Consider the following 23,782-nt stretch of genomic DNA (forward strand, 5'->3'; position numbering starts at 1 on the left):
CGCGCGGCACGGGTCGGAGGTCACGCGACGTCAACACGGGGACGAGCCGAGCACGGGGGCGGGGGCCGTGGCGTACGGGAACGCCCGTAGGGGGACGCCCGTAGGGGGACACCCTGGGGGAACTCCCGTAAGGGAAGGGGCTCCCCTACGGGGCTTCCCGTACCCCCGAGGGCTCCCTCCCCCGGGCTACCCCGCCACCCTCCCGTTCACCACCACCCGGCGCGGTGCCGCCAGGACCCTGACGTCGGCCCGGGGGTCGGCCTCGTAGACCACCAGGTCGGCCGGGGCGCCCTCGGTCAGTCCGGGGCGGCCGAGCCAGCTGCGGGCGGACCAGGTCGTCGCGGCGAGGGCGTCGACGGCGGGGATGCCGGCGGTGACCAGTTCGGCGACCTCGGCCGCGACCAGGCCGTGCGGGAGCGTGCCGCCCGCGTCGGTGCCGACGTAGACGGGGATGCCGGCGTCGTAGGCGGAGCGGACGGTGTCGTAGCGGCGGGCGTGCAGTCGGCGGATGTGGGCCGACCAGCGCGGGAACTTGGTGTCGCCGCCCGCGGCCAGGTCCGGGAAGGTCGCGATGTTGACGAGGGTGGGGACGATCGCGACGCCGTGCTCGACGAAGAGCGGGATCAGGTCGTCGGTGAGCCCGGTGGCGTGTTCGACGCAGTCGATGCCCGCCTCGATCAGATCCCGTAGGGGGTCGGTGGCGAAGCAGTGCGCGGTGACCCGGGCGCCGAGCCGGTGGGCCTCGGCGATCGCCGCCTCGACGGGCTCGCGCGGCCAGCAGGCGGAGAGGTCTCCGAGGTCGCGGTCGATCCAGTCGCCGACCAGTTTGACCCAGCCGTCGCCGCGCCTGGCCTCCTGGGCGACGTAGCTGACGAGGTCGTCGGGTTCGATCTCGTGGGCGTATCCGCGCAGGTAGCGGCGGGTGCGGGCGATGTGCCGGCCGGCCCGGACGATCTTCGGGAGGTCGTCGCGGTCGTCGATCCAGCGGGTGTCGGAGGGCGAGCCGGCGTCCCGGATCAGCAGGGTGCCGGCCTCGCGGTCGGTCAGCGCCTGCCGCTCGGCGGTGTCCCGGTCGACGGGCCCGTGCGCGCCGAGCCCGACATGGCAGTGCGCGTCGACCAGGCCGGGCAGGGCCCAGCCCTCGACGGTGCGGACGTCGCGGGCGCCGACGGGACGGTCGTAGCCGATCCGGCCGCCGACGACCCACAGTTCGTCGCGGATGTCGTCGGGCCCGACGAGGACCCTGCCCTTCACGTGCAGCACCGGGTGATCACTCATGCACCGCACCTTAGTGAGCGTCCCCTAGGGGATGGTGCCCTCCCCCTGACCGGGCTCCTGACCGGGCTCCTCCCCGGTGGTGTCGGGCACCTCGGCCATCGCGGGGTCGAGCAGGCGGGCGAGGAAGTCCCGGGTACGGGTGTGCCGGGGGGCGCCGATGACCTCGGCGGGGGTGCCGTCCTCCACGACGACGCCGCCGTCCATGAAGACGACCCGGTCGGCGACCTCGCGGGCGAAGCTCATCTCGTGGGTGACGACCATCATCGTCATGCCCTCGCGGGCCAGCATCCGCATGACGGCGAGGACGTCACCGACCAGTTCGGGGTCGAGGGCCGAGGTCGGTTCGTCGAACAGCATGACCTCGGGGCCCATCGCCAACGCCCGGGCGATGGCGACGCGTTGCTGCTGGCCGCCGGAGAGGGCGGCGGGGTAGGCGTCCGCCTTCTCGGCGAGTCCGACCCGGGCCAGGTTCGCGGCGGCGACCTTCGCGGCCTCGGCCTTGGAGCGGCCCAGCACCCGGCGTTGCGGCAGGGTGAGGTTCTCGGCGGCCGTGAGGTGCGGGAAGAGGTTGAACTGCTGGAAGACCATGCCGATCCGGCGCCGCACGGCGTCGATGTCGACGTCCGGGTCGGTGAGTTCGGTGCCGCCGACGAAGACCTTGCCCCGGCCCGGCTCCTCCAGGAGGTTGACGCAGCGCAGCAGGGTCGACTTGCCGGAGCCGGAGGGGCCGATGACACAGACCACCTCACCCTGGCGGACCTCCAGATCGATGCCGCGCAGCACCTCGTTGGCGCCGAACGCCTTGTGCAGGCCCTGGACCTGGATCTCGACGCGGCTCATCGCACGGCCTCCTGGGCCTTGGTCTCCATCCGGCGCACGACGAAGCCGAGCGGGACGGTGACCAGCAGGTAGCACAGCCCGGCGACCAGGATCGGGGTGGAGTTGGCGGTCTGGCTGGCCAAGTCACGGCCGTACTTGGACAGTTCGCGCTCCTCCAGGGTGACGCCGAGGAACAGCACCAGTGAGGAGTCCTTGAAGAGCAGGACGAGTTCGTTGGTGAGCGGCGGCAGGATGATCCGGAAGGCCTGCGGGACGACGATCGAGACCATGGCCCGCGCGGGCGAGAACCCCAGTGAACGGGCCGCCTCCAGCTGCCCCTTGGGGACCGCCTGGATGCCGGCGCGGATCGTCTCGGCCATGTAGGCGGCGGCCACCAGACCGAGCGCGAGCGCGACCTTGCCGTAGGTGCCGCCGGGGATCTCGGTGCCCGGGAAGGCGAGCGGCACGGCGACGCCGATGAAGATGAAGATGAGCAGCGCGGGCAGCCCCCGGAAGATCTCGATGTACACCCCGGCGAACCAGCGGTAGGGGCCCACCGACGACAGCCGCATCAACGCCATCAGCATGCCGAGGACCAGGCCGACGACGAACCCGGACAGCGTGTACAGCACGGTGTTCTTCAACGCCATCGTGATGACGTCGGGGAACATCTGCCGGGCGATGTCGCCCTGCGCGAACTGGTTCTTCAGCCGCCCCCAGTCCGCCGACACGGCGAAGGCGATCACGGCGGCGACGAACACCGCGTACTGCGCCCCGCGCGACAGGCTGCGTTTCTGACGCCGGGTCAATCCCTTTTTGCGAGGCTGGAGTTCGGCGTCGGTCATGAGGCGGAGGGCGAGGCGACGGCGGCGTCGTAGGGGCCGATCCACTTCTCGTACAGCTTCTTGTAGGTGCCGTCGGCCTTGGCCTCGGTGATCGCCTTGTTGACGGCGGCGAGCAGCTTGGTGTTGCCCTTCTTCACCGTGAAGCCGTACTTCTCACCGGTGTCGATGGTGTCGACGACCTTGAAGGCACCGGCGTTGGCCTTGTTCTTGAGCCAGCCCTCGACGACCGGGTAGTCGATGACGACGGCCTTGACCTGGCCGGTGCGCAGCCCGTTGAGGACGGCGTCGGAGGACTCGAAGGAGACCGGGTCCAGGCCCTTGCTCTTGGCGTAGTCCTCGCCGGTGGTCTGGGCCTGTGTGCCCACCTTCTGTCCCGTGAGGCCGGCGAAGGAGGTGATGCCGCTGTTCTTGTCGGCCAGGACGGCCTGGGTGGCGTCGAAGTACGGCTCGGAGAAGGCGACGTTCTTCGCCCGTTCGGCGGTGATGGTCATGCCGGCGGCGGCCAGGTCGCACTCACCGGAGTTGAGGAAGGCGCCGGTCTTGAAGTTCTCGAAGGGGGTGTCGAGGATCTGCTGCTTCACCCCCAGGTTCTTGGCGACCAGGTCGATGAGGGAGACGTCGAAGCCCTGCACCTTGCCGTCGATCTCCGACTGGAAGGGCGGGTAGGGCAGGTGGGTGCAGGTGGTGAGCTGACCGGCCTTGACCAGCTCGACGCCGCCGGCCGCGGTCTTCGAGGCGCCGGAGCCGCTGCCTCCGGACGAGCAGCCGGCGACCAGGACCAGGCCTGCGGTGGCGGTCGCGGCGGCCAGGACCCGGGGTCTGTGTCCGAAGGGGGTGTGCACATGGCCTCCTGGGCGCGTGGCGTCCTGGGCGTTCATGGGACCTCCTGTGGGGAAACGGTTCGGCGCGTTTTACTCTCGTCACCTCTACCCCGTCCTACCCGTGAACAAGAAGAGAGCACCGCCGTGACACATCCGTTCCTGGACCTGGCCCCCCTGAGCGCGGCCCGCTTCGCCTCGATCGAGGACCGTGTGGCGCGGCTGCTGGGCACCGAGCAGGACGTCGTGATCATGCAGGGCGAGGCGCTGCTGCCGTTGGAGGGGGCCATCCGGGCCACCGCCGGGCCCGGGACGACCGCGCTGAACGTCATCACCGGCCCCTACGGGCAGACCTTCGGGAACTGGCTGCGGGACTGCGGGGCCACGGTGGTCGACCTGGCGGTGCCCTTCCACACGGCGGTCACGGCCGCGCAGGTCAGGGCCGCCTTCGCCGCGCACCCGGAGATCGACTTCGTGTCGCTGGTGCACGCGGAGGCCGCGACCGGCAACACCAACCCGGTCGCCGAGATCGGCGAGGCCGTACGGGAGCAGGGGGCGCTGTTCTACCTGGACGCGGTGGCGTCCATCGGGGCGGAGCCGGTGCTGACGGACGCGTGGGGCGTCGACCTGTGTGTGATCGGGGCGCAGAAGGCGATGGGCGGCCCGGCGGGGGTGTCGGCGGTGTCGGTGAGCGAGCGGGCGTGGGCCCGGATGGCGGCGAACCCGGGGGCGCCGCGCCGCTCCTACCTCTCGCTCCTCGACTGGAAGGAACGCTGGATCGACGGCGGCCGTACGGCGTTGCTGCACGCTCCGGCGCAGTTGGAGATGCTCGCGCTTGAGGCGTGCGTGGAGCGGATCGAGGCGGCGGGCCTGGAGACGGTGATGGCCCGGCACCGGTCGGCCGCGGCGGCGGTCCGGGCGGGTGCGGCGGCGCTGGGCGGCGGCCTGGAGCCGTATGTGCACGCGGCGGGGGACGCGGCGCCGGTCGCCACGACGCTGCGGACGCCGTCCGGGGTCGTCGCCTCCGAGCTGGTGGCCCGGGCCCTGGAGACGGACCCGACGCTGCCGCTGGCCGCCGGTGGCGGTGCCCTCGCCCGGGAGATGATCCGGGTCAACCACTACGGGCCGGACGCGACCCCGGGCGTGGTCCGGGCCGCCCTGACCGCCCTCGGCACGGCCCTCGCGGAACACCGCACCGGGGTGGACGTGCCGGAGGCCCTGCGGGCGGCGGAGAAGGCGTGGGGGTAGGGGGACCGCACCCCGCACCCCCGCCCCGTGTCAGGCTGCCCCCATGAGTGATGAGACGACACCCACACTGCCCGACGGCCGTCCGATCCCCGTGCTGACCGGGGACGAGCGGCCCATGCTGGAGAGCTGGCTCGACTTCCATCGGGCCACCCTCGCGCTGAAGTGCGCGGGGCTGGACGACGCCCAGGTGCGGACCGCGTCCGCCGGGTCGTCGGAGCTGACGTTGCTCGGTCTGGTGCAGCATCTCGCCGAGGTGGAACGGACCTGGTTCCAGCGGGTGGTGGCCGGACTCGACGTGCCCCCGGTGTTCGACACGGAGAACGGGTACGTCCTCGATCCCGCCCGGGGTCTGGACGAGGCGCTGGGTGCCTGGCGCGAGGAGATCGCGCGGGGCCGGGAGCTGTGCGCCGGGCGGTCCCTCGACGACGTCGGGCGGATCACCGTCGGACCGATGACCGGGGCCGAGGTGAGTGTGCGGTGGGTGCTGATCCATCTGATCGAGGAGTACGCCCGGCACAACGGCCACGCGGACATCCTTCGCGAAGGTATCGACGGAGTGACCGGAGCCTGAATTCACGGGCGTAATTCGCAATTCTTTTTCAGGGTAGCTTCCCATATTCTTCTGCCCGCTTTTCCCGGACCTAAACACCACGGTTCCGCGAACGTTCGGCGGAGTAATTCTGACAGATCTCGTGAGGGTTGCGACGTTGTGACGCGTTCCACATCTCGCCCGTTTTGTGCGGCATTTCCCGTGCAAAATGGGCGTTTTCGCGCCCGGAACAGCGCACCCCTCGCGCCCGCGTGATAACACAGCTGCCGCACGATCTCACCCCCCACTCGCCATGCATTTTTTAATGCTCACGGGTAAGTTCAATTTGCATGACTGCCGCACAAGCAGAACTGCAAATCGACCGTCCGTCATTGGCGGACGGCGCCGCGCTGTGGCGGATAGCCAAGGACTCGAAGGCACTGGACCTGAACTCGTCGTACAGCTATCTGCTGTGGTGCCGCGACTTCGCGGCGACCTCCGCGGTGGCCCGCGCCGAGGGCGGAGAGCCGGTCGGGTTCATCACCGGATACGTACGGCCGGACCGTCCGCACACCCTGCTCATCTGGCAGGTGGCGGTCGACGAGAGCCACCGCGGACGCGGGCTGGCGGGCGCGCTGCTCGACGGCCTGGCCGCCCGCACCGTCGCGGAACTCGGCATCACCACCGTCGAGACCACCATCACGCCGGGCAACACCGCCTCCGAACGACTGTTCGAGTCGTTCGCCGAGCGCAACGACGCGCGTCTGGAGCGGGAGGTGCTCTTCGGCACCGGACTGTTCCCGGACGAGCCGCACGAGCCCGAGGTGCTGCACCGCATCGGCCCGCTGGCCCCCTGATCTTCTTCCGCACACCCGCTGATCTCCCGCCGACCCCCACGTACCGAGGAGCGATTTCGTCGTGACCATCACCCAGCCCGACCTCAGCGTCTTCGAGACCCTTGAGTCGGAGGTGCGCAGTTACTGCCGCGGCTGGCCCACGGTGTTCGACCGAGCCGTCGGCAGCCGGATGTACGACGAGGACGGCCATGAGTACCTCGACTTCTTCGCCGGCGCCGGCTCACTCAACTACGGGCACAACAACCCGGTGCTGAAACGGGCGTTGATCGACTACCTGGAGCGGGACGGTGTCACGCACGGGCTCGACATGTCGACGACGGCCAAGCGCGCGTTCCTGGAGTCCTTCCAGAACCTGGTGCTGCGCCCGCGCGACCTGCCCTACAAGGTCATGTTCCCGGGCCCGACCGGCACCAACGCCGTGGAGTCCGCGCTGAAGCTGGCCCGCAAGGTCAAGGGCCGCGAGGCGATCGTGTCCTTCACCAACGCCTTCCACGGCATGTCGCTGGGCTCGCTCGCGGTGACCGGCAACGCCTTCAAGCGGGCCGGTGCGGGCATCCCGCTGGTGCACGGCACGCCGATGCCGTTCGACAACTACTTCGAGGGCAAGATCCCGGACTTCCTCTGGTTCGAGCGGCTCCTGGAGGACCAGGGCTCGGGCCTCAACAAGCCGGCCGCCGTGATCGTCGAGACCGTGCAGGGTGAGGGCGGCATCAACGTCGCGCGCCCCGAATGGCTGCGCGCGCTGGCGGAGTTGTGCGAGCGGCAGGACATGCTGCTGATCGTCGACGACATCCAGATGGGCTGCGGCCGCACCGGCGCGTTCTTCTCCTTCGAGGAGGCGGGCATCGTGCCGGACATCGTCACCGTCTCGAAGTCCATCAGCGGCTACGGCATGCCGATGTCGCTGTGCCTGTTCAAGCCCGAGCTGGACATCTGGGAGCCGGGCGAGCACAACGGCACCTTCCGTGGCAACAACCCCGCGTTCGTCACCGCCACCGCCACCCTGGAGACCTACTGGTCGGACGGGCCCGCGATGGAGAAGCAGACCCGCGCCCGCGGTGAGCAGGTCGAGCGCGAACTCGCCGCCATCGCCGAGGAGAACCCGGGCGCCGTCAAGGAGTTCCGGGGCCGCGGACTGGTGTGGGGCATCGAGTTCAACGACAAGGAGCGGGCCGGCCGGATCGCCCACCGGGCCTTCGAACTCGGCCTGCTCATCGAGACGTCGGGCCCGGAGAGCGAGGTCGTCAAACTCCTCCCGGCGCTCACCATCACCGCCGACGAGCTGGCGGAGGGCCTCAGCGTCCTCGCCCGTTCCGTCCGCGAGACCGCCTGACACACCGTCAGGAACCTTTCACCTAGGAGGCATCGCCACACCGTGATCGTCCGTTCGTTCAAGGAGATCGAAGGCACCGACCGGCATGTGAAGGCCGCGTCCGGCACGTGGGAGAGCAAGCGCATCGTCCTCGCCAAGGAGAGGGTCGGCTTCTCCGTGCACGAGACGATCCTCTACGCGGGCACGGAGACGTCGATGTGGTACGCCAACCACATCGAGGCCGTCGTCTGTGTGGCGGGCGAGGCCGAACTGACCGACGATGAGACCGGGAAGAAGTACACGATCACGCCCGGCACGATGTACCTCCTCGACGGGCACGAGCGGCACACGATGCGGATCAAGGAGGACTTCCGCTGCATCTGTGTCTTCAACCCGCCCGTGACCGGCAGGGAGGACCACGACGAGAACGGCGTCTACCCGCTGCTCACCGAGGACGAGGAGGTCTGAGGCAGCATGACCACACTCACCGACCTGTATCCCAGCCGCGGCACCACCGAGGTGTCCGTCCCGCGCCAGGACCCGGTCGTCTGGGGCGCTCCGGACACCCCCGGACCGCTCTCCGGCACCGACCTGCACGGGTTCGAGCGGGACGGCTTCCTCGCCATCGACCAGCTCATCAACGATGACGAAGTCGCCGTCTACCGGCAGGAGTTGGACCGACTGGTCACCGACCCGGCGATCCGGGCCGATGAACGGTCGATCGTCGAACCGAAGTCCCAGGAGATCCGTACGGTCTTCGAGGTGCACCGGATCAGCGAACTCTTCGCCCAACTGGTGCGGGACGAGAGGGTGGTGGGCCGGGCCCGGCAGATCCTCGGCTCGGACGTGTACGTCCATCAGTCGCGGATCAACGTCAAGCCCGGTTTCGGGGCCAGCGGTTTCTACTGGCACTCGGACTTCGAGACCTGGCACGCCGAGGACGGGCTGCCGAACATGCGGACGGTGTCCGTCTCGATCGCGCTGACCGAGAACCACGACACCAACGGCGGCCTCATGATCATGCCGGGGTCGCACCGCACGTTCCTGGGCTGTTCGGGGGCGACCCCGAAGGACAACTACAAGAAGTCGCTCCAGATGCAGGACGCGGGGACACCGTCGGACGCGGCGCTGACCGCGATGGCGAGCGACTACGGCATCAAGTTGTTCACCGGGAAGGCCGGTTCGGCGACCTGGTTCGACTGCAACTGCATGCACGGTTCGGGTGACAACATCACGCCGTTCCCGCGCAGCAACGTGTTCATCGTCTTCAACAGCGTGGAGAACGCGGCCGTGGAGCCGTTCGCCGCGCCGGTCAGGCGCCCGGAGTTCATCGGCGCCCGGGACTTCACGCCGGTGCGCTGAACTCCGGCCCGCACCAGGCGCGTTGTGACGCCGCCCGCTCCACGACGGAGCGGGCGGCGTCGCCGTTGCCCCGGCCTGGCAGGTCAGTCGGCCAGGGCGGCGAGGAGCCGGTCGACGTCGGCGGCGGTGTTGTAGAGGTGGAACGCCGCCCGCAGCTTGCCGGCCCGGTCGGAGACCTCGATCCCGGCGGCGCTCAACTCCCCTTGCCGGTGCCCGAGTTCGGGTACGGACACGATGGCCGACCCGGGTGACGGGATCGGCCGGTGCCCCAACTCCCGCAATCCGTCCCGGAACCGGTCGGCGAGGGCGAGATCATGGGCGCGTACGGCGTCCAGGCCCAGTTCCGTGAGGAGTTCGAGGGAGCGGCGGGCGCCGGCGTAGGAGAAGAGCGCCGGGCTCTCGTCGAACCGCCGTGCGGAGTGGGCGAGTTCCTCGACGGGCCCGTAGCAGGAGTCCCAGGGGTGTTCGCCCGCCACCCATCCGGCGAAGACCGGGGTGAGCCCGCCGAGGTCCGCCGGGACGACGAGGAAGGCCACGCCTCGCGGGCAGGTGAGCCACTTGAAGCCGACGGCGGCGCAGTAGTCGTAGGCGTCCGCGTCGAAGTCGAGCCAGCCGACCGCCTGGGAGGCGTCGAGGTAGGTGCGGGCGCCGTGCGCGCGGGCCGCCGCCCTGATCGCGGGCAGGTCGGCCACCTTCCCGTCGGCGGACTGGACGGCGCTGACCGCGACCAGGGCGGTGCCGGGCCGCACGGACTCCGCGACCCGCTCCAGCGCGACGGTCCGCACCTTGAGGTCGCCGCGGATGTGGAAGGGGTTCACGACGGAGCTGAAGTCGGCCTCGGCGGTGAGGACTTCGGCGCCGGACGGCAGGGACGCGGCGATCAGCCCACTGTAGACGGCGACGGAGGCACCGGCCGCCACCCTGCTCCCGGCCACGCCGACCAGGTCGGCGAAGAGCGCGCGGCTTACCTCGACGTCCGTGAACATGTCGGTCGGCTGCCCGACCGACGCGGCCTCGACGGCGGTCCGCATCGCGGTGACGGTACGGACGGGCAGCAGACCGGTGCTCGCGGTGTTCAGGTAGGTGTTGTTCGGGGTGAACTCGGCACGGACGAGGCTCGCGAAGGTCTCCATGCGTCCACTCTGCGGCCAAGCCCACCGGCCAGTCCACGGCGCGTCCCGACACAACCCTGACAGACCCCTACAGGGTTCCCCTGACGACCGCTGAAGCATCGCCTCTCACCTGGGCTTTCGTCCCGGCGTTCACGCCTGCGGCACGGCACACCCGTCCGGCCCACAGGCCTCGGCGCCGTCGCCCGCGTCGATCGGCTTCAGGGGCGTGTGCTCGTCCCATGCCCGGGTGAGGGCCTGGGCGAAGACCTCGGCGGGCTGGGCGCCGGAGATGCCGTACTTCCGGTCGAGGACGAAGAACGGCACTCCGTTCGCGCCCAGCTCGGCGGCCTCGCGCTCGTCGGCGCGGACGTCGTCGGCGTACGCGTCCGGGTCGGCGAGGACCGCGCGGGCGGCGTCGGCGTCGAGGCCCGCGGCGACGGCCAGCTCGACCAGCCGTTCGTCGCCCTCGGTGAAGAGGGAGCGTTCCTCGGCGAAGTTCGCCCGGTAGAAGAGCTGGATCAGCTCGTCCTGGCGGCCCTCGGCCTTGGCGAGGTGCAGCAGCCGGTGCAGGTCGAAGGTGTTGCCGTGGTCGCGGCCCGAGGTGCGGTACGCCAGCCCCTCGGCGGCGGCCTGCGCGCCGAGGTTCTCCTCACCGGCCTGCGCCTGCGCCTCGCTCATGCCGTACTTCCGGGTGAGCATCCGGATCACCGGCTGGACATCGCCCTTGGCCCGCCCGGGTTCCAACTCGAACGACCGATGAACGACCTCGACGCCATCCCGATGCGCGAACCCGCCCAAAGCCGCCTCAAACCGGGCTTTCCCCACATAACACCAGGGGCACGCTATATCGGCCCAAACTTCAACCCGCATCGTCCCAACCCACTCCACTCACGGCACCCGGAGCAACCCTCCGCACAAGACCTGAGCGCCCACCGGCCGCCGTTTCATTCCCACCAGCTCCGGCACCACTGCACGACACCCCGGCGCCACTCCAAACACCGGCCGACCTCAGCCCACCCAGGGGCGCGGGGCTGTGTCATCATGCGGCTCCGCCGCGCGGGCACGACAACACCGGCGCCACTCCAAACACCGGCCGACCCCAGCCCACCCAAGGGCGCGGGGCTGTATCAACATGCGGCTCCGCCGCGCGGGCGCGACCAGCCACAACGGACCGCTCGCCCGCCACACACCCCGCGCCCCCACGGCGCAACCGCCCCCAGCCGAGCCGGAGGCTAACGCTCCAGACGCCCGTCGACCCGCCGAGGCAGCGCCAATGGATTACCGTCCCGCAATTCCACCGGAAGCAACGCCTCGGGCGTCCCCTGATACGCAACCGGCCGCAGCCACCGCTCAAGAGCCGTCCCGCCCACAGACGTCGACGTGGACGTCGTCGCCGGGTACGGCCCCCCGTGATGCTGAGCCGCCGCGACGGCAACCCCCGTCGGCCACCCATTCACGAGCACGCGCCCAGCGATCGCCGTCAACGACCCGAGCAGCTCGACACCCCGCCCCTCCCCCGCGGCCTCCTCCACCGACAGGTGAACCGTCGCCGTGAGATTCCCCGGCAGCCGCGCCAGCACGGCCTCCGCCTCCGCGTCGTCGGCGTACCGCGCGAGCACCGTCACCGGCCCGAAGCACTCCTCAAGGAGCAGGTCGTACGCCCCCTCGGCGACGAGCTTGCCCGCGTCCACCGTGAGGAACCCCGCGCTGACCGTGTGCTCACCGCCCGCCCCGGGCGTCACCGGGGAGTCGACCTCGGGCAGCGCGCCCCGCTCGGCGACCCCGGCGAGGAAGTTGTCCCGCATCCGGTGGTCGAGCAGGACCCCGGCCTCGGTGTCGCTGACCGCGTCGGTGAGCGACTTGACCAGCCGGTCACCGGCGGCGCCGACCGGCGCGAGCACCAGCCCCGGCTTCACACAGAACTGCCCGACGCCCAGCGTCATCGACCCCGCGAGCCCCGCGCCGATCGCCTCGGCGCGTTCGGCCGCCGCGGCCTCGGTGATGACGACGGGGTTCAGGGAGCCCAGCTCGCCGTGGAAGGGGATCGGCGTCGGCCGGGCCGCCGCCGCGTCGAACAGGGCGCGTCCGCCACGCACCGAGCCGGTGAAGCCGGCCGCGGCGACGAGCGGGTGCTCGACCAGCGCGACGCCCGCCTCGAAGCCGTGCACCAGACCGACGACGCCCTCGGGGATGCCGTGCGCGGCGGCGGCCCGGCGCAGCACCTTGGCGACCAGCTCGGACAGGGCCGGGTGGTCGGGGTGGGCCTTGACGACGACGGGGCAGCCGGCCGCGAGGGCGCTGGCGGTGTCGCCGCCGGCGACGGAGAAGGCGAAGGGGAAGTTCGACGCCGAGTAGACGGCGACGACGCCCAGCGGCACCTTGTAGCGGCGCAGGTCCGGGATGGGCGGCGTAGCGGTGTCGTCGGGGTGGTTGATGATGACGTCGAGGAAGGCACCCTCGTCGACGATCGCGGCGAAGGCCCGCAACTGGTAGCAGGTGCGGGCGAGTTCGCCGGTGAGCCGGACGGGCCCGAGCGCGGACTCGGCGTCGGCGGTCTCCACGAGCCCGTCCTTGGCCGCTTCGAGCTGCTCGGCGGCGCTGCGCAGGAAGGCCGCGCGGACCGTGCGGTCGGCGAGGGAGGCGCGGGCCGCGTGCGCCGCGCGGACGGCGGCGTCCACCTCCTGGGCCGTGGCCTCCACCGCGACCTGCTCCCGCTGCTTCCCGTTCCGGGGGTCGACGCTCCAGACTGGTGCTGCTGCCACCGGGGGTCCCTCCACAGATGTTTTGCCGGGGTTTCGGTTCCTCCACCAGCGGCGTTCGATATGCTGAACGCTGTCTCTGCTGGTGAATATGCTGTTGGAGACTATTTCCCGTCGAACGAAGGGGTCAAGGGCGATGTCGGCAGCCGAGACAGGCGGCGGGGCGCAGGTCAAGTCCGCGGTACGGACCGTTGAATTGCTGGAGTACTTCGCCGGCCGTCCCGGAATGCACTCGCTGGCGTCGGTCCAGGAGGCCGTCGGCTATCCGAAGTCCAGCCTGTACATGTTGCTGCGCACCCTGGTCGACCTGGGCTGGGTGGAGACGGACGCGACGGGCACCCGGTACGGCATCGGGGTGCGCGCGCTGCTGGTCGGCACCTCCTACATCGACGGCGACGAGGTCGTCGCGGCGGCCCGGCCGACCCTGGACCGGCTCTCGGACGACACCACGGAGACCATCCACCTGGCCCGTCTCGACGGCACGAACGTCGTCTACCTCGCCACCCGCCAGTCCCAGCACTATCTGCGCCCCTTCACCCGGGTCGGCCGCCGGCTGCCCGCGCACTCCACCTCGCTGGGCAAGGCGCTGCTGAGCACGTACCCCGACGAGCAGGTCCGCACGATGCTCCCGGAGACCCTGCCGGCCCTCACCGAGCACACCCTCACCGACCGGGAGAAGCTCATCGAGGAGCTGCGCCAGATCCGCGAGCAGGGGTTCGCCGTGGACCGCGAGGAGAACACGCTGGGGCTGCGCTGCTTCGGCGTGGCGATCCCGTACCGCACCCCGGCCCGGGACGCGATCAGCTGCTCGGTGCCGGTGGCGCGGCTCACCCCGGCGCACGAGCAGCTGGTCAAGGACGCGCTGTTCGACGCGCGGGACCGGCTGACGCTGGCGACCCGGCGGCTCTGAGCGCCGCGTACGGCGGGCTCGGCCCGCACTCTCCTGACGGGCTCGCCGCTCACGTCGTATGAGCGCCGGATGAGAAATCCGGCCAGAGGGGAACGACCCGCACATCCCGTACGTCTTGTCATCGGGATGAACAAGACGATCAGGCGAGTCTCCGTCTTCGTGCTGTTCCTCGTGTTCGCTCTGCTGCTGCGGGCGACCTGGGTGCAGTTCTACGAAGGCCAGGCCCTCGCAGACGACAGCCACAACCGGCGCAACGCGATCAAGACCTACGCGGACCCGCTCGGCAACATCATCGTGGGCGGACAGTCGATCACCGGCTCCGCGCGCACGTCGGGCACCAGCGACCTGGCGTACAAGCGCACGTATCTGCACGGCAGTCTGTACGCGGCGGTGACCGGCTACGCCTCGCAGGCCTACGCGCCGACGCAGCTGGAGGGCATCTACGCCGACCTGCTCAACGGCACCGACAGCCGCCTGAAGACGGTGATGGACACGATCACCGGGGCCCGCGCGACCCCGGGTGACGTGGTCACGACGATCGACCCGGACGTCCAGAAGGCGGCGTACAGCGCGCTGGGCGGCAACAAGGGCGCGGCCGTCGCGATGGACCCGAAGACGGGCAAGATCCTCGCGGTCGTCTCGACCCCCTCGTACGACCCGTCGACGCTCACCGACGCGAACACCGCCGGGACGGCCTGGAAGAAGCTGAACGCGGACACCGACAAGCCGCTCACCAACCGCGCGCTGCGCCAGCCGCTGCCGCCGGGATCGACGTTCAAACTGGTCGTGGCGGCGGCCGCGCTGGAGGACGGGCTCTACCCGAACGTCGACACCAGGACCACGAGCCCGGACCCGTACCGGCTGCCGGGCACCGTGCAGGACCTGGGCAACGAGAGCGCCTCCGCCCCCTGCGAGAACGCGACGATCCGCACCGCGCTGCGCTACTCCTGCAACACCGTCTTCGCCAAGATGGCCGTCGACCTCGGCCAGGACAAGGTGAAGGCGATGGCCGAGAAGTTCGGCTTCAACGACGATCAGCTGGACGTGCCGGTCCGCGCGTACACCAGCGTCTACCCCTCGGGCATGGACAAGTCGTCGACGGCCCTGACGGGTATCGGCCAGTACGACGTGACGGCGACGCCGCTCCAGATGGCCATGGTGTCGGCGGCGATCGCCAACGGCGGCAAGCTGGTCGCGCCGCACATGGTCGCCCAGATCACCGACAGCGGGGGTGACGTCCTCAAGGACTACGACGACGAGGCGTCCACCAAGGAGATCGTCAGCTCCGCCACGGCCGAGCAGCTCCAGTCCGCGATGCAGACCGTCGTCAAGGACGGCACCGGCACCAACGCGCAGGTCAGCGGGGCGACGGTGGGCGGCAAGACGGGGACCGCCCAGCACGGCGAGAACAACAGCAAGACGCCGTACGCCTGGTTCACCTCGTACGCCAAGTCCGACACCTCGGGTCAGGAGGTCGCGGTGGCGGTCGTCGTCGAGCAGTCGGACGCGGCGCGCTCCGAGGTGAGCGGCAACGGTCTGGCCGCCCCGGTGGCCAAGGCCATGATGCAGGCGGCCCTCAAGAACTGACCCCGCCGGGAATCGACCCCCTCGGTACGGCTCCCCCGAGCTGTCCCCATCGCGGCCACCGGAGCGACCGGTGGCCGCGATGTCGCGTTTCGGCCAAATATCGCTCCCCACAGGCCTGTTGATCAGGGACGAGGGCTGGCCGGATTTGTTCCGTCACGGAACTCCTTCACCTTTTCGCCGTGTTGCGCAAAAGTGGTCGGCAGGCCAGACGGCGTTCGAACCCCCGTACGGGGAACGTTCGTTGATCACTGCTACGCTTCCGCATCTCGCCCGGGCCACCCCCGGACGTACACAGGTCATCCGCAGGACACGCACACACGAGAGGTACCCCGTGGGCACTGTCGTCGACGACGCGGCCTCGGCGGAGTTCCATGCCTTTTTCGAACGTCATTACGCCGAACTCTCCCGTCTCGCACGCCTGTTGACCGGCGAGCCGGATGCCGCCGACGATCTGGCGGCGGACGCGCTGCTCGCCCTGTGGCACCGCTGGGACCGGGTGCGGGCCGCCGACCATCCGGTGGCCTACGCCCGGGGCGTCGTCGCCAACCTGGCGCGCACCCGCATCCGCAGCGCGATCCGGGAACGGCGGCGGATCTCCCTGTTCTGGTCGCAGCGCGAGGAGAGCGTCGAGAACCCGGACGTGGCCGGCGTCGTCGATGTCCAGGAGGCGCTGCGGGGACTGCCGTTCCGCAAGCGGGCGTGCGTGGTGCTGCGGCACGCGTTCGACCTGTCGGAGAAGGACACCGCGCTCGCCCTCGGCGTCTCCATAGGTACCGTTAAGAGCCAGACATCGAAGGGGATGGCCGAACTGCAACGGCGGCTCGGTCCCCGGGACGTCCCGCGGCAGGTGCACGCCGCGATGGCGCGTGGCGGCGAGAGCGGAGGACCGGACCGATGAGGCAGGACGTGCACGACGCGTTGCGCGCCCGGCTGCACGAGACGGCCGGGGCCCATGAGCCCGACCGGGCCCGCATCCTGGCCCGGATCGAACGGGGCATGACGGAGCAGCACGACCACGACCACCACCACCGGGCCACCCGGTCGCCGGTGTGGAACTGGGCCCGGGTGGCGGGCGCCACCGCCGCGGTCGCGGGCATGCTCGCGGCCGGCGGGTACGCGGTGGCGTCGGCGGTGCGCAGCAACCCTCCGCAGCAGCAGTCGGTCGCCGTCTCGCCGACCCCGCCCGCCCCGTCGCCGGACGCGACCAGCCGTGCCCCCGAGCCGCCCGCCGCCTCCTCGCCGGCCGCGCCGACCCGGCCGGCGGCCCCGCATCCGTCGGCGCCGACGATGTCCCCCTCGGCCCCCGCCGCCACCGACTTCAGCACCGGGGCCGCGCAGGACGGCCCGCTGCGGTCGGACGGTGTCGTCGACCCGCACAGCAACGACTTCTGGGCGCAGAGCAACCTCACCCTCCGTACGACGGAGCAACTGACGTCCCTGACCATCGAGTTGAAGGTGGCGCAGAGCGGCGGGGTGACCTCGACCGGTGCCTGGCGTTCGCTGCCCGAGCAGGACTTCACGCAGACCACGCGGGAGAGCGACGGCTTCGTCGTCTACACCTGGACCCTGAAGGCGGACCGTACGGTGCCGCCCGGCACCTGGGTGTTCGCCGGTCAGTACAACCACGAGCGCGGCGGCCGGGACGCCCGCGCCGACGCCTACACCATCACCGGCACGGCGGACGGCGGGCGGCGGCGCGTCGAGGGCGACTTCGCGGCCTCCGGCAGCTGAACGCGCCCCGCCCGGCGCCGGGGCCGGACGGGGCGGGAGTCGGACGGTCCGTCAGCTGACGAAGTACGTCGGGTTCGGCAGCTTGTAGGTGCGGTCGGCGTAGCCGCCGTCGAGGTCGGAGTACTGGTCGCCGAAGGTGGCGATGATGTCGTACCCGAGGTCCTTCTCGATGTGCTTGCGGGTACCGGACTTGTACTGCACGGTGGTGCAGGTCCAGCTCCCCGCGGTGGCACAACTCGCCAGGTACGACGGCGGGTTGGCCGCGTCCTTGAGGAACATGTGCCCGGCGTCGAGGTTGACGTCGGCGCCGACCTTCTTCAGGTTGGCGACGGCGGCGGTGCGCTGCGCCTCGCTCAGGCCCGAGTTGTAGAAGACCTCGACGCCCTTCTTCGCGGCGTACCGGACGAGTTCGGGGCTGCCGAACACCTCGGGGCGGTCCGCCTTGTTGACGTACGCGGCCCAACTGGCCGAGCTGTACGTGTAGTTGTACCGCTTCTCGTAGTCGAGGCTGAGCAGCAGGGTGTCGTCGATGTCGAAGACGACCGCGGGCTTCTCGCCCTGGTGGTGGGCCTTGCGGGCGGCCGCGTCGATGTACTTCCGGGCGGCGGCGTCGACGCGGGCCAGGTCCTTGGCGTAGGGGCTGGTCGGCGAGGCCTGGTAGACGCCGTCGGCGTCGGCCGTGGTGCCGTAGTAGGTGTCGATGTCCTTCACCAGGAGCCCGATGTTGTAGGGCTCGTGGGTGGAGTTGGCCGTGGTCTGACCGGCCGTGGCGGCACCGGCGCCGTAGAGACCGGCGCCGGCGACGGCACAGGCGGCGGCGATGGCCGCGAAACGCAGTGGCTTATGCATGACACGAGTTCTACGCGCGTCACCCCGGTGGGCGCGAGGCCCGTTGCCTGATCGATATCGCACGGTCGGGCAAAGATCGGGTCAAGCGCCCCGGGGCCCGGCCGGTGGCGGGGCTGTTCAGCCGGTGGACCCGGCCGGGCCGTGGTGCGTTCAGTCCATGGTGGCGCCGATGGTGCTGGAGCCGGTGGTCAGGAACGTGGTGGCGGGCAGGGTGCCGCTGGTGGAGCGGGCGTTGTAGGTGCTCGACGCGTCCGTGGACACGAAGGACGGTGTGCCGATGCCGGAGTCCCAGTTGTTCCCGGCCGAGACCACCGAGGACCCCTTGTTGACGGTGCCGCTGCCGTTGCCCACGGCGAGGTTCTTGCCGAGCCGGGCGGAGCTGGTGGCGAAGTAGTAGCCCCAGGCCTTGTTGGCGTAGGACGTGGTGCGGTTGAGGACCAGGGCGCCGGTGTTGGAGTTCTCGGTGAAGCCGTTGCCCGCGTTGCCCCAGGAGGCCGAGTTGTTGATGACGTGGGCGATGGACTCACCGGCGCCGCCCAGCTTGAAGCCGTTGCCGTCCCCGGCGAACGCGGAGTCGGACCAGCGGTTGACGCCGTTGCCGAAGGCCCAGGTGTGCTCGACGGTGACGGGGGTGGTGAACGACCAGAAGTCGATCCCGTCGTCCGCGTTGTTGTACAGGCGTGCCCCGGTGACCAGGTTGCCGCTGCCGGAGCCGAACTTGATGGCGATGCCGTCGGCGTTCTCGCCGTGGGTGGCGGCGTCGTAGTTGCCGTAACTGTCGATGTTCCGGACGGTGTTGTTCACCGTGCCTGCGCCGGTGAGGGTGAACCCGGAGTCGCCGTTGTTGATGGTCTTGACGTTGTTCCAGGTGGTGCCGGTGCAGGACTGGCAGACGACGGCGCTGTCCGGGGAGTTCTGGAAGGTGAGGTTGGAGACGTTCCAGTAGCTCGCGGTCAGCTTGAAGATCCACTGGCCCGACGGCAGCGAGGACCCGTCGATCTTGACGCTCTCCGACCCGTAGGCCGTGAGGGTGATGGGCGCGGAGGAGCTGCCGTTGGTGGTCGACTGGAGGGTGGTGGTCGGGTAGTAGGTGCCGCCGCGCACCTGGATGACGGTGCCGGCGGTGGCGTTGGCGATGGCGCTGGTCAGGGCGGCCGAGGTGCTGACGACCACGGTGGCGGCGTGCGCCGGGGTGGCGGTCAGCGCGAGGCCGAGGGAGGCGGTGGTGAGGGACAGTGCCGTGAAGAGGCTCTTGATGCGACGCATGACGTGCGGGTCCTTTCGTCGGTCCAGAGCGAACGGGGAGTTCAACGGCGGTGCGGGGGACGCCAGGTGCCGAGGTAGGCCGCGGGGGTGTGCGCCTCGGCCTCGGTGGCGGTGAGCTGGGGCCGGTTGTGGGGGGCGGTGATCACCGCGCCCGGCCCGGTGTTGCGGTACTCGCGAAAGCGCATGGACTGCCAGGGGTAGGCCTCGCGCATGTCGGTGTAGGGGGCGTACGGGTCGATGCCGGGCCCGATCAGACTGTCCCGGACGACCAGCGAGGGCCGGGCGGTCGTCTCGTACGACGGCACCCAGGGCCGCGCCAGCTTGTAGGCGCCGTCCTCGGCGGCGGAGGTGAAGCGGGAGCGGACGGCGAGGAATCCGTGCGGGTTGGCGCGGGCCGTGGCGGGGGCGAAGACCATGCCCTTGGGGGTGAACGGCACGTCCCGGGCCAGGGTGTGGAAGCGGCAGCCGTCGAAGACGGCGGTGGCCCGCCCGAAGACGAAGTCGACGTCGCCCTCGATGTGGCAGCCGGTGAAGCGCATCCGGTCGAAGGCGTCCAGGGCGGTGGTGTCGGCGAACAGGGTGTCCTGGTGGGCCAGCAGCCGGACGTTGTCGACCTAGACGCGGTCGCCGGTGAGGTACGCGGCGACGGCCTGGGTGCCGGTGATCTCGGGGTGGTCGGCGCGCAGCCAGTCGTTGGCGAGGGTGAGGTCGCGGACGGTGAGCCCGGCGGCGGCCGAGGTGAACGTGGCCGAGCCCGCCGTGCCGTAGGTCCCCGAACCGTCCGGCAACGGGGTCCCGCCCGCGCGGTCGAGGACCAGGACGGCGGCCCCGGGATCACCGACGGCGCCCCGGATCGTCAGCTCCGTCTTCTCCGGCAAAACGGCGACGGCCTCGCGGTAGGTCCCCGGGTGGACGACGATCGTCCACCCGGGTCCGGTCACCGCGTCCACGGCCCGCTGCACGGAGTCCCCGGGCCGCACGTGCAGCACCCGGCGCCCCGACGGTGCCGCCCACGCGGGGGCGGCACCGAGGACCACGGGTACGACGGGCAGCGCGGATGCCGTGGCCGCCGTCGCCGCCGTGGTGAGGAACCCGCGTCGGGAGAGCATGGTCAGCTCGCCGTCCAGGGTGTCCAGGTGCCGAAGTAGGTCTCCCGGGTCGCCGTCCTGGCCTGGGCGGCGGTGAGTTGGGGCCGTTCGGCGGGGACGGTGATGGCGGCGCCGGGACCGGTGTTGAGGTACTCGGCGAACCGCTGGTTCTGCCACGGGTAGGCGTCCGCCATGTTGGTGTAGGGGCGGACCGCGTCGATGCCGGCGCCGAGCCGGGTGTCGCGGACGGTGAGCATCGGGCGGGCGGTGAGGTCGGAGCCGGGCACCCAGGGGCGGGCCAGCTTGTAGAAGGCGTTGGGGGCGGTGCTGGTGATCTGGCTGCCGGTGACCAGGAACCCGTAGGGGTTGTCGACGCCGGTGGAGGGCGCGAACACGAACCCGTAGGGGGCGCCCCCGAGGTCGGTGCGGTTCAGGGTGCGGAACTCGCAGCGTTCGTAGACGGCGGTGGACCGGCCGAAGACGAAGTCGACGTCGCCCTCGATGTAACAGTCCGCGAAGTAGTGGCGGGCGCTGGCGGCGACGGAGAGCGTGTCGGTGTACAGGGTGTCCTGGTGGCCCAGGAAGCGGCAGTGCGTGAACGCGCTCCGGTCGCCCTGCACCTTGAGGGCGACGGCCTGGGTGCCGGTGAAGTCGGGGTGGTCGGCGCGCAGCCAGTCGTTGGCGAAGGTGATCCAGCGGGCGGTGAACCCGGCGCCCTGCACGGTGGTGGTGGCCGATCCGGTGGTGCCGTAGGTGCCGCCGCCGGGCAGCGGGGTGCCGGCCGCGTTGTTGTAGACGATCACGACATCGGCCGGGTTCTGGGAGGAGCCGATCCAGGTGGCCTCGGTGCGGCTGGGGTCGAGCAGGACCGTCTCTCGGTAGACGCCGGGGGCGATGACGAGGGTCCGGCCGCTGCCGGTCGCCGCCGCCACCGCGGCCCGCACGGTGGTGAAGTCGCCCTGGCCGTGCGGGTCGACGTACAGCGTCCCGGCGTCGAGTCGGCGCGCCGGGGAGCCGTACCCGCCGAACGGGAGGCGTGCCTGGCCGGATAAGGCGGCCGAGGCGGGGGTGGCGGACAGGGCGAGGGCGGTACCCACTGCGGCGCCGGTCAGCAGGAAACCCCTGCGGGAGAGGGGGAGTTGGCTGTGGGGAGAGGTCATGCTGGTGCTCCTTGACGGTACTGCGGGGTGGGGTACGTGCGTGCTGTGGGGGTGGGCCGGGACGCCGTTCGCCCCGGCCCTGGGCACGCGGGGTGGTTCGGGTCAGCCGATCCGGCCGGCGCCCGCGCCCCGGCCGACGAGGCGCGGGACGTCCTTCGCCGGGTCGACCTTGGTGCGCAGGGTGGGCGTCCAGGTGGTGGCCGCGGTGAGGGTCTCGGCCGGGATCTGCGCGTTGTGGACGGCGATCAGGTCGGTCCGCTTGCCGTTGACGTAGTTGTCGGCTGCGGACAGCGTCGACTCGTTCCACTTCTTCAGGATCGAGCCCGCCCGCGCCCCCTCGGGGAGGGTGAACGCGTTGTGTTCGGCGACGAGTTGGGACTCCAGGCCGATGCCGTAGCTGTAGAGGTAGCCGTCCTCGGCGACGAAGTGGTTGTTGTAGGAGTCGACCTGTCCGAAGCGGACGCGCGGGGCGCGCTCGACCAGGTTGCTGAACAGGTTGTGGTGGAACGTGACCTTCAGGTGTCCCCGGTCGATGGCGGCGGTGGCGTCGCTGTCGCCGTTGCCGACCAGGATCGTCTTGTCGTGGTCGGCGAAGACGTTCCAGGACGCGGTCACGTGGTCGGAGCCCTTGACGATGTCGAGTTCGCCGTCGTGCCGTTCGTAGATCCTCCCGAAGTAGTACGGGAGGTCACTGTCGGGGTAGTCGCCGTCGGTGAAGGTGTTGTGGTCCATCCAGATGTGCGTGGCGCCGTAGAGGACGGCGCTGTCGTACTCGGAGTTCCAGTTGCCGTCGACGTCGTCGGTGGGGTCCCACTGCGGGAAGCAGTCGAGGGGGCTCTCGAAGGTCAGGTTGCGGACGATGACGTTGTCGACGCCCTTGACCTGGAGGCTGGCCCCCTTGAAGCCGGCGCCCTTGCCGACCCCGATGATCGTGGTGTTGGCCGGCACGAACGCCTTGATGTAGGCGTCCTGGCGGGCCTCCGACGCCCGGCGCAACCCCTCCTGGCTGGCGGCGGGTTCGGCGTCGAGGTTCTTCGTACGGCCCCAGACCTCCGGGTCGTAGGTGGCGAGGTAGCCGGCGAAGTCGTAGCCGTCCGCCGCGAACGCCGTGCAGTTCGGGCCGTCGGCGTCGATGGCGCCCACCACCTTGATGATCTTCGGCGCGCTGCCCCCGGCGGCCAGCGCCGCCTTGAACGCGTCCCAGGTCTTCACGGTGTACACGTGGGCGGCGTCGGCGGCGGCACCGCCGGTGGTGCCGGTACCGGCCGACGCCCAGCCGTCGCCGGTGGCCAGCACCTGGCGTTCGGGCGCGGTGCGGGCGGCGGGGTGCGCGGCGGCGGTGCCGGTGGCGGCCAGGACGAGGGCGGTGCAGCCCGCTAAGGCGCCTATGGCACGTGCATGACAGTTCGGGATACGCACGGTACGGCTCTCCTCCGGTTAGGCGGCCGCTGCGGGCGGCCAGGTGATCCAGGACGTCGGGATGTCGTCGTTCAGCCGGACGACGTCACGCGCGGCCAGCACCCTGGTGCGCAGCAGTTCCCGGGCGACCATCCGGGCCACGGCGATCGCGCCGGGCGGGTTGAAGTGGGTGTTGTCCTGTTCGGTGTCCGTCCAGTTGAAGTACGTCTTCGTCTCCTCCACCCCCAGCTCCTGCCACAGCGCGAGCGACAGCGCCTCGATGTCGAGCAGCGCCACCCGCTCCTGCTCGGCGAGTGCGCGCATCGCTGCCGGGTAGTCGCCGTGGCTCGGCGAAGCGTTGCCGTCGGCGTCGAACCTTCTGCGCTCGACGGGGGTGGCGAGCACCGGCACGGCACCCTTGGCGCGGGCGCCGTCGAGGTACTGGCGCAGATAGTCCTGGTACGTCGTCCAGGGCTCGGTGTAGCGGGTGGGGTCCTCGTCCTTCTCGTCGTTGTGCCCGAACTGCACGACGACCAGGTCACCGGGGCGCACCGCGTCGAGCAGCGCCGCGAGCCGCCCCTCGTCGACGAAGCTCTTCGAACTCCGCCCGTTCACGGCGTGGTTGACGACCTGCACCCCCTCCCCCATCAGGAACGGCAACGCCATCCCCCACCCGGTCTCGGGAGCCTCACCAGCAACCTTCTGAGCAGCAGTGGAATCCCCCGCGATAAAGAGACTCCGGCTCAGCTCCCTCCCCTCAGAAACACCCCCAGCCGCAACAACCAAGGGCACAGCAGCAAGAGCGGCACCGACTAATGACCTACGCGAAATCGACACAACCGTAAACCTCTCAA

Annotated in this window: 22 protein-coding genes and 1 pseudogene; 10 read left to right on the forward strand and 13 right to left on the reverse strand. The window is 70.6% G+C overall.

Features of this window, described 5'->3' with window-relative positions; translation table 11 throughout:
• Positions 1–186: 186 nt before the first annotated feature.
• Genes ACIQOU_RS31790 through ACIQOU_RS31805 form a run of 4 tightly spaced genes read right to left on the reverse strand, consistent with a single transcriptional unit; the run spans position 187 to position 3,820 of the window.
• On the reverse strand, positions 187–1,278 hold the full coding sequence (locus ACIQOU_RS31790) for an amidohydrolase family protein (RefSeq protein WP_401542391.1): 1,092 nt from the start codon (positions 1,276–1,278) through the stop codon (positions 187–189).
• 24 nt (positions 1,279–1,302) lie between these two features.
• Positions 1,303–2,118: an amino acid ABC transporter ATP-binding protein gene (locus ACIQOU_RS31795; RefSeq protein ID WP_401542394.1), complete on the reverse strand. Its 816-nt coding sequence runs from the start codon at positions 2,116–2,118 to the stop codon at positions 1,303–1,305.
• Complete coding sequence (locus ACIQOU_RS31800; RefSeq protein WP_401542396.1) at positions 2,115–2,942, reverse strand: amino acid ABC transporter permease; 828 nt, start codon at positions 2,940–2,942, stop codon at positions 2,115–2,117. The genes ACIQOU_RS31795 and ACIQOU_RS31800 overlap by 4 nt, the downstream gene beginning before the upstream one ends.
• Positions 2,939–3,820 carry an ABC transporter substrate-binding protein gene (locus tag ACIQOU_RS31805; protein ID WP_401542399.1) on the reverse strand — a complete coding sequence of 294 codons (882 nt, stop codon included), beginning with the start codon at positions 3,818–3,820 and terminating at the stop codon, positions 2,939–2,941. Before ACIQOU_RS31805 ends, ACIQOU_RS31800 begins: the two co-directional genes overlap by 4 nt.
• Positions 3,821–3,907: 87 nt before the next feature.
• On the opposite strand from ACIQOU_RS31805, the gene ACIQOU_RS31810 reads away from it, so the two are divergent.
• The 6 genes from ACIQOU_RS31810 to thpD all read left to right on the forward strand — a co-directional run bounded on the left by ACIQOU_RS31810 (position 3,908) and on the right by thpD (position 9,068).
• Positions 3,908–5,008 (forward strand): pyridoxal-phosphate-dependent aminotransferase family protein, encoded by a 1,101-nt coding sequence (locus tag ACIQOU_RS31810; RefSeq protein ID WP_401542402.1) that lies wholly within the window; start codon positions 3,908–3,910, stop codon positions 5,006–5,008.
• Between the two features lie 43 nt (positions 5,009–5,051).
• Positions 5,052–5,579, forward strand: coding sequence for a DinB family protein (locus tag ACIQOU_RS31815; RefSeq protein ID WP_401542405.1), 528 nt, complete (start codon positions 5,052–5,054; stop codon positions 5,577–5,579).
• Between the two features lie 308 nt (positions 5,580–5,887).
• Positions 5,888–6,394, forward strand: a complete 507-nt coding sequence (gene ectA, locus ACIQOU_RS31820; protein ID WP_401542407.1) for a diaminobutyrate acetyltransferase — start codon at positions 5,888–5,890, stop codon at positions 6,392–6,394.
• A 61-nt stretch (positions 6,395–6,455) separates the two neighbouring features.
• Positions 6,456–7,727: a diaminobutyrate--2-oxoglutarate transaminase gene (gene ectB / locus ACIQOU_RS31825; protein ID WP_401542410.1), complete on the forward strand. Its 1,272-nt coding sequence runs from the start codon at positions 6,456–6,458 to the stop codon at positions 7,725–7,727.
• A 42-nt stretch (positions 7,728–7,769) separates the two neighbouring features.
• On the forward strand, positions 7,770–8,174 hold the full coding sequence (locus tag ACIQOU_RS31830; RefSeq protein ID WP_401542413.1) for an ectoine synthase: 405 nt from the start codon (positions 7,770–7,772) through the stop codon (positions 8,172–8,174).
• A 6-nt stretch (positions 8,175–8,180) separates the two neighbouring features.
• The gene (thpD, locus tag ACIQOU_RS31835; protein WP_401542416.1) at positions 8,181–9,068 is read left to right on the forward strand and encodes an ectoine hydroxylase; all 888 of its coding nucleotides are present in this window, start codon (positions 8,181–8,183) and stop codon (positions 9,066–9,068) included.
• An 83-nt stretch (positions 9,069–9,151) separates the two neighbouring features.
• Here thpD and ACIQOU_RS31840 read toward each other — a convergent pair whose 3' ends face one another.
• The 3 genes from ACIQOU_RS31840 to ACIQOU_RS31850 all read right to left on the reverse strand — a co-directional run bounded on the left by ACIQOU_RS31840 (position 9,152) and on the right by ACIQOU_RS31850 (position 12,942).
• Complete coding sequence (locus ACIQOU_RS31840) at positions 9,152–10,201, reverse strand: aminotransferase class V-fold PLP-dependent enzyme (RefSeq protein ID WP_401542418.1); 1,050 nt, start codon at positions 10,199–10,201, stop codon at positions 9,152–9,154.
• A gap of 129 nt (positions 10,202–10,330) precedes the next feature.
• On the reverse strand, positions 10,331–11,050 hold the full coding sequence (locus tag ACIQOU_RS31845; RefSeq protein WP_401542421.1) for a DsbA family oxidoreductase: 720 nt from the start codon (positions 11,048–11,050) through the stop codon (positions 10,331–10,333).
• A 362-nt stretch (positions 11,051–11,412) separates the two neighbouring features.
• Complete coding sequence (locus tag ACIQOU_RS31850) at positions 11,413–12,942, reverse strand: aldehyde dehydrogenase (NADP(+)) (RefSeq protein WP_401542424.1); 1,530 nt, start codon at positions 12,940–12,942, stop codon at positions 11,413–11,415.
• Positions 12,943–13,075: 133 nt separating this feature from the next.
• Between ACIQOU_RS31850 and ACIQOU_RS31855 the strand changes: the two genes are divergently transcribed.
• The 4 genes from ACIQOU_RS31855 to ACIQOU_RS31870 all read left to right on the forward strand — a co-directional run bounded on the left by ACIQOU_RS31855 (position 13,076) and on the right by ACIQOU_RS31870 (position 17,167).
• A complete protein-coding gene (locus ACIQOU_RS31855) occupies positions 13,076–13,849 on the forward strand; it encodes an IclR family transcriptional regulator (RefSeq protein ID WP_401542427.1) in 774 nt (257 codons plus the stop codon).
• A gap of 126 nt (positions 13,850–13,975) precedes the next feature.
• The gene (locus ACIQOU_RS31860) at positions 13,976–15,436 is read left to right on the forward strand and encodes a peptidoglycan D,D-transpeptidase FtsI family protein (RefSeq protein ID WP_401542430.1); all 1,461 of its coding nucleotides are present in this window, start codon (positions 13,976–13,978) and stop codon (positions 15,434–15,436) included.
• Between the two features lie 331 nt (positions 15,437–15,767).
• Positions 15,768–16,334 (forward strand): SigE family RNA polymerase sigma factor, encoded by a 567-nt coding sequence (locus tag ACIQOU_RS31865; RefSeq protein ID WP_401542432.1) that lies wholly within the window; start codon positions 15,768–15,770, stop codon positions 16,332–16,334.
• Positions 16,331–17,167 carry a hypothetical protein gene (locus ACIQOU_RS31870; RefSeq protein WP_401542434.1) on the forward strand — a complete coding sequence of 279 codons (837 nt, stop codon included), beginning with the start codon at positions 16,331–16,333 and terminating at the stop codon, positions 17,165–17,167. Before ACIQOU_RS31865 ends, ACIQOU_RS31870 begins: the two co-directional genes overlap by 4 nt.
• A 51-nt stretch (positions 17,168–17,218) precedes the next feature.
• Here the strand turns inward: ACIQOU_RS31870 and ACIQOU_RS31875 are convergent, their stop codons facing one another.
• From ACIQOU_RS31875 to ACIQOU_RS31900, 6 genes and pseudogenes are all read right to left on the reverse strand, one after another.
• On the reverse strand, positions 17,219–18,016 hold the full coding sequence (locus ACIQOU_RS31875) for an HAD family acid phosphatase (RefSeq protein ID WP_401542436.1): 798 nt from the start codon (positions 18,014–18,016) through the stop codon (positions 17,219–17,221).
• A gap of 150 nt (positions 18,017–18,166) precedes the next feature.
• Positions 18,167–19,282 carry a right-handed parallel beta-helix repeat-containing protein gene (locus tag ACIQOU_RS31880; RefSeq protein ID WP_401542438.1) on the reverse strand — a complete coding sequence of 372 codons (1,116 nt, stop codon included), beginning with the start codon at positions 19,280–19,282 and terminating at the stop codon, positions 18,167–18,169.
• A 41-nt stretch (positions 19,283–19,323) separates the two neighbouring features.
• A pseudogene (locus tag ACIQOU_RS31885) lies at positions 19,324–20,391 on the reverse strand (pectinesterase family protein).
• A 2-nt stretch (positions 20,392–20,393) separates the two neighbouring features.
• Complete coding sequence (locus ACIQOU_RS31890) at positions 20,394–21,530, reverse strand: pectinesterase family protein (protein WP_401542441.1); 1,137 nt, start codon at positions 21,528–21,530, stop codon at positions 20,394–20,396.
• A 102-nt stretch (positions 21,531–21,632) separates the two neighbouring features.
• The gene (locus ACIQOU_RS31895) at positions 21,633–22,949 is read right to left on the reverse strand and encodes a polysaccharide lyase family 1 protein (RefSeq protein WP_401542443.1); all 1,317 of its coding nucleotides are present in this window, start codon (positions 22,947–22,949) and stop codon (positions 21,633–21,635) included.
• 18 nt (positions 22,950–22,967) lie between these two features.
• Positions 22,968–23,765, reverse strand: a complete 798-nt coding sequence (locus ACIQOU_RS31900; protein ID WP_401542446.1) for a rhamnogalacturonan acetylesterase — start codon at positions 23,763–23,765, stop codon at positions 22,968–22,970.
• Positions 23,766–23,782: the final 17 nt, after the last annotated feature.

Origin of the sequence: Streptomyces sp. NPDC091279 (genome assembly GCF_044757465.1) — a bacterium.
Lineage (GTDB): Bacteria > Actinomycetota > Actinomycetes > Streptomycetales > Streptomycetaceae > Streptomyces.

What these genes read in the sequence shown, in the direction of transcription:
- ACIQOU_RS31790 (WP_401542391.1), bottom strand. Translation starts at nt 1,278, where the DNA reads ATGAGTGATCACCCGGTGCTGCACGTGAAGGGCAGGGTCCTCGTCGGG.
- ACIQOU_RS31795 (WP_401542394.1), bottom strand. Translation starts at nt 2,118, where the DNA reads ATGAGCCGCGTCGAGATCCAGGTCCAGGGCCTGCACAAGGCGTTCGGC.
- ACIQOU_RS31800 (WP_401542396.1), bottom strand. Translation starts at nt 2,942, where the DNA reads ATGACCGACGCCGAACTCCAGCCTCGCAAAAAGGGATTGACCCGGCGT.
- ACIQOU_RS31805 (WP_401542399.1), bottom strand. Translation starts at nt 3,820, where the DNA reads ATGAACGCCCAGGACGCCACGCGCCCAGGAGGCCATGTGCACACCCCC.
- ACIQOU_RS31815 (WP_401542405.1), top strand. Translation starts at nt 5,052, where the DNA reads ATGAGTGATGAGACGACACCCACACTGCCCGACGGCCGTCCGATCCCC.
- ectA (WP_401542407.1), top strand. Translation starts at nt 5,888, where the DNA reads ATGACTGCCGCACAAGCAGAACTGCAAATCGACCGTCCGTCATTGGCG.
- thpD (WP_401542416.1), top strand. Translation starts at nt 8,181, where the DNA reads ATGACCACACTCACCGACCTGTATCCCAGCCGCGGCACCACCGAGGTG.
- ACIQOU_RS31840 (WP_401542418.1), bottom strand. Translation starts at nt 10,201, where the DNA reads ATGGAGACCTTCGCGAGCCTCGTCCGTGCCGAGTTCACCCCGAACAAC.
- ACIQOU_RS31845 (WP_401542421.1), bottom strand. Translation starts at nt 11,050, where the DNA reads ATGCGGGTTGAAGTTTGGGCCGATATAGCGTGCCCCTGGTGTTATGTG.
- ACIQOU_RS31855 (WP_401542427.1), top strand. Translation starts at nt 13,076, where the DNA reads ATGTCGGCAGCCGAGACAGGCGGCGGGGCGCAGGTCAAGTCCGCGGTA.
- ACIQOU_RS31860 (WP_401542430.1), top strand. Translation starts at nt 13,976, where the DNA reads ATGAACAAGACGATCAGGCGAGTCTCCGTCTTCGTGCTGTTCCTCGTG.
- ACIQOU_RS31870 (WP_401542434.1), top strand. Translation starts at nt 16,331, where the DNA reads ATGAGGCAGGACGTGCACGACGCGTTGCGCGCCCGGCTGCACGAGACG.
- ACIQOU_RS31875 (WP_401542436.1), bottom strand. Translation starts at nt 18,016, where the DNA reads ATGCATAAGCCACTGCGTTTCGCGGCCATCGCCGCCGCCTGTGCCGTC.
- ACIQOU_RS31880 (WP_401542438.1), bottom strand. Translation starts at nt 19,282, where the DNA reads ATGCGTCGCATCAAGAGCCTCTTCACGGCACTGTCCCTCACCACCGCC.
- ACIQOU_RS31890 (WP_401542441.1), bottom strand. Translation starts at nt 21,530, where the DNA reads ATGACCTCTCCCCACAGCCAACTCCCCCTCTCCCGCAGGGGTTTCCTG.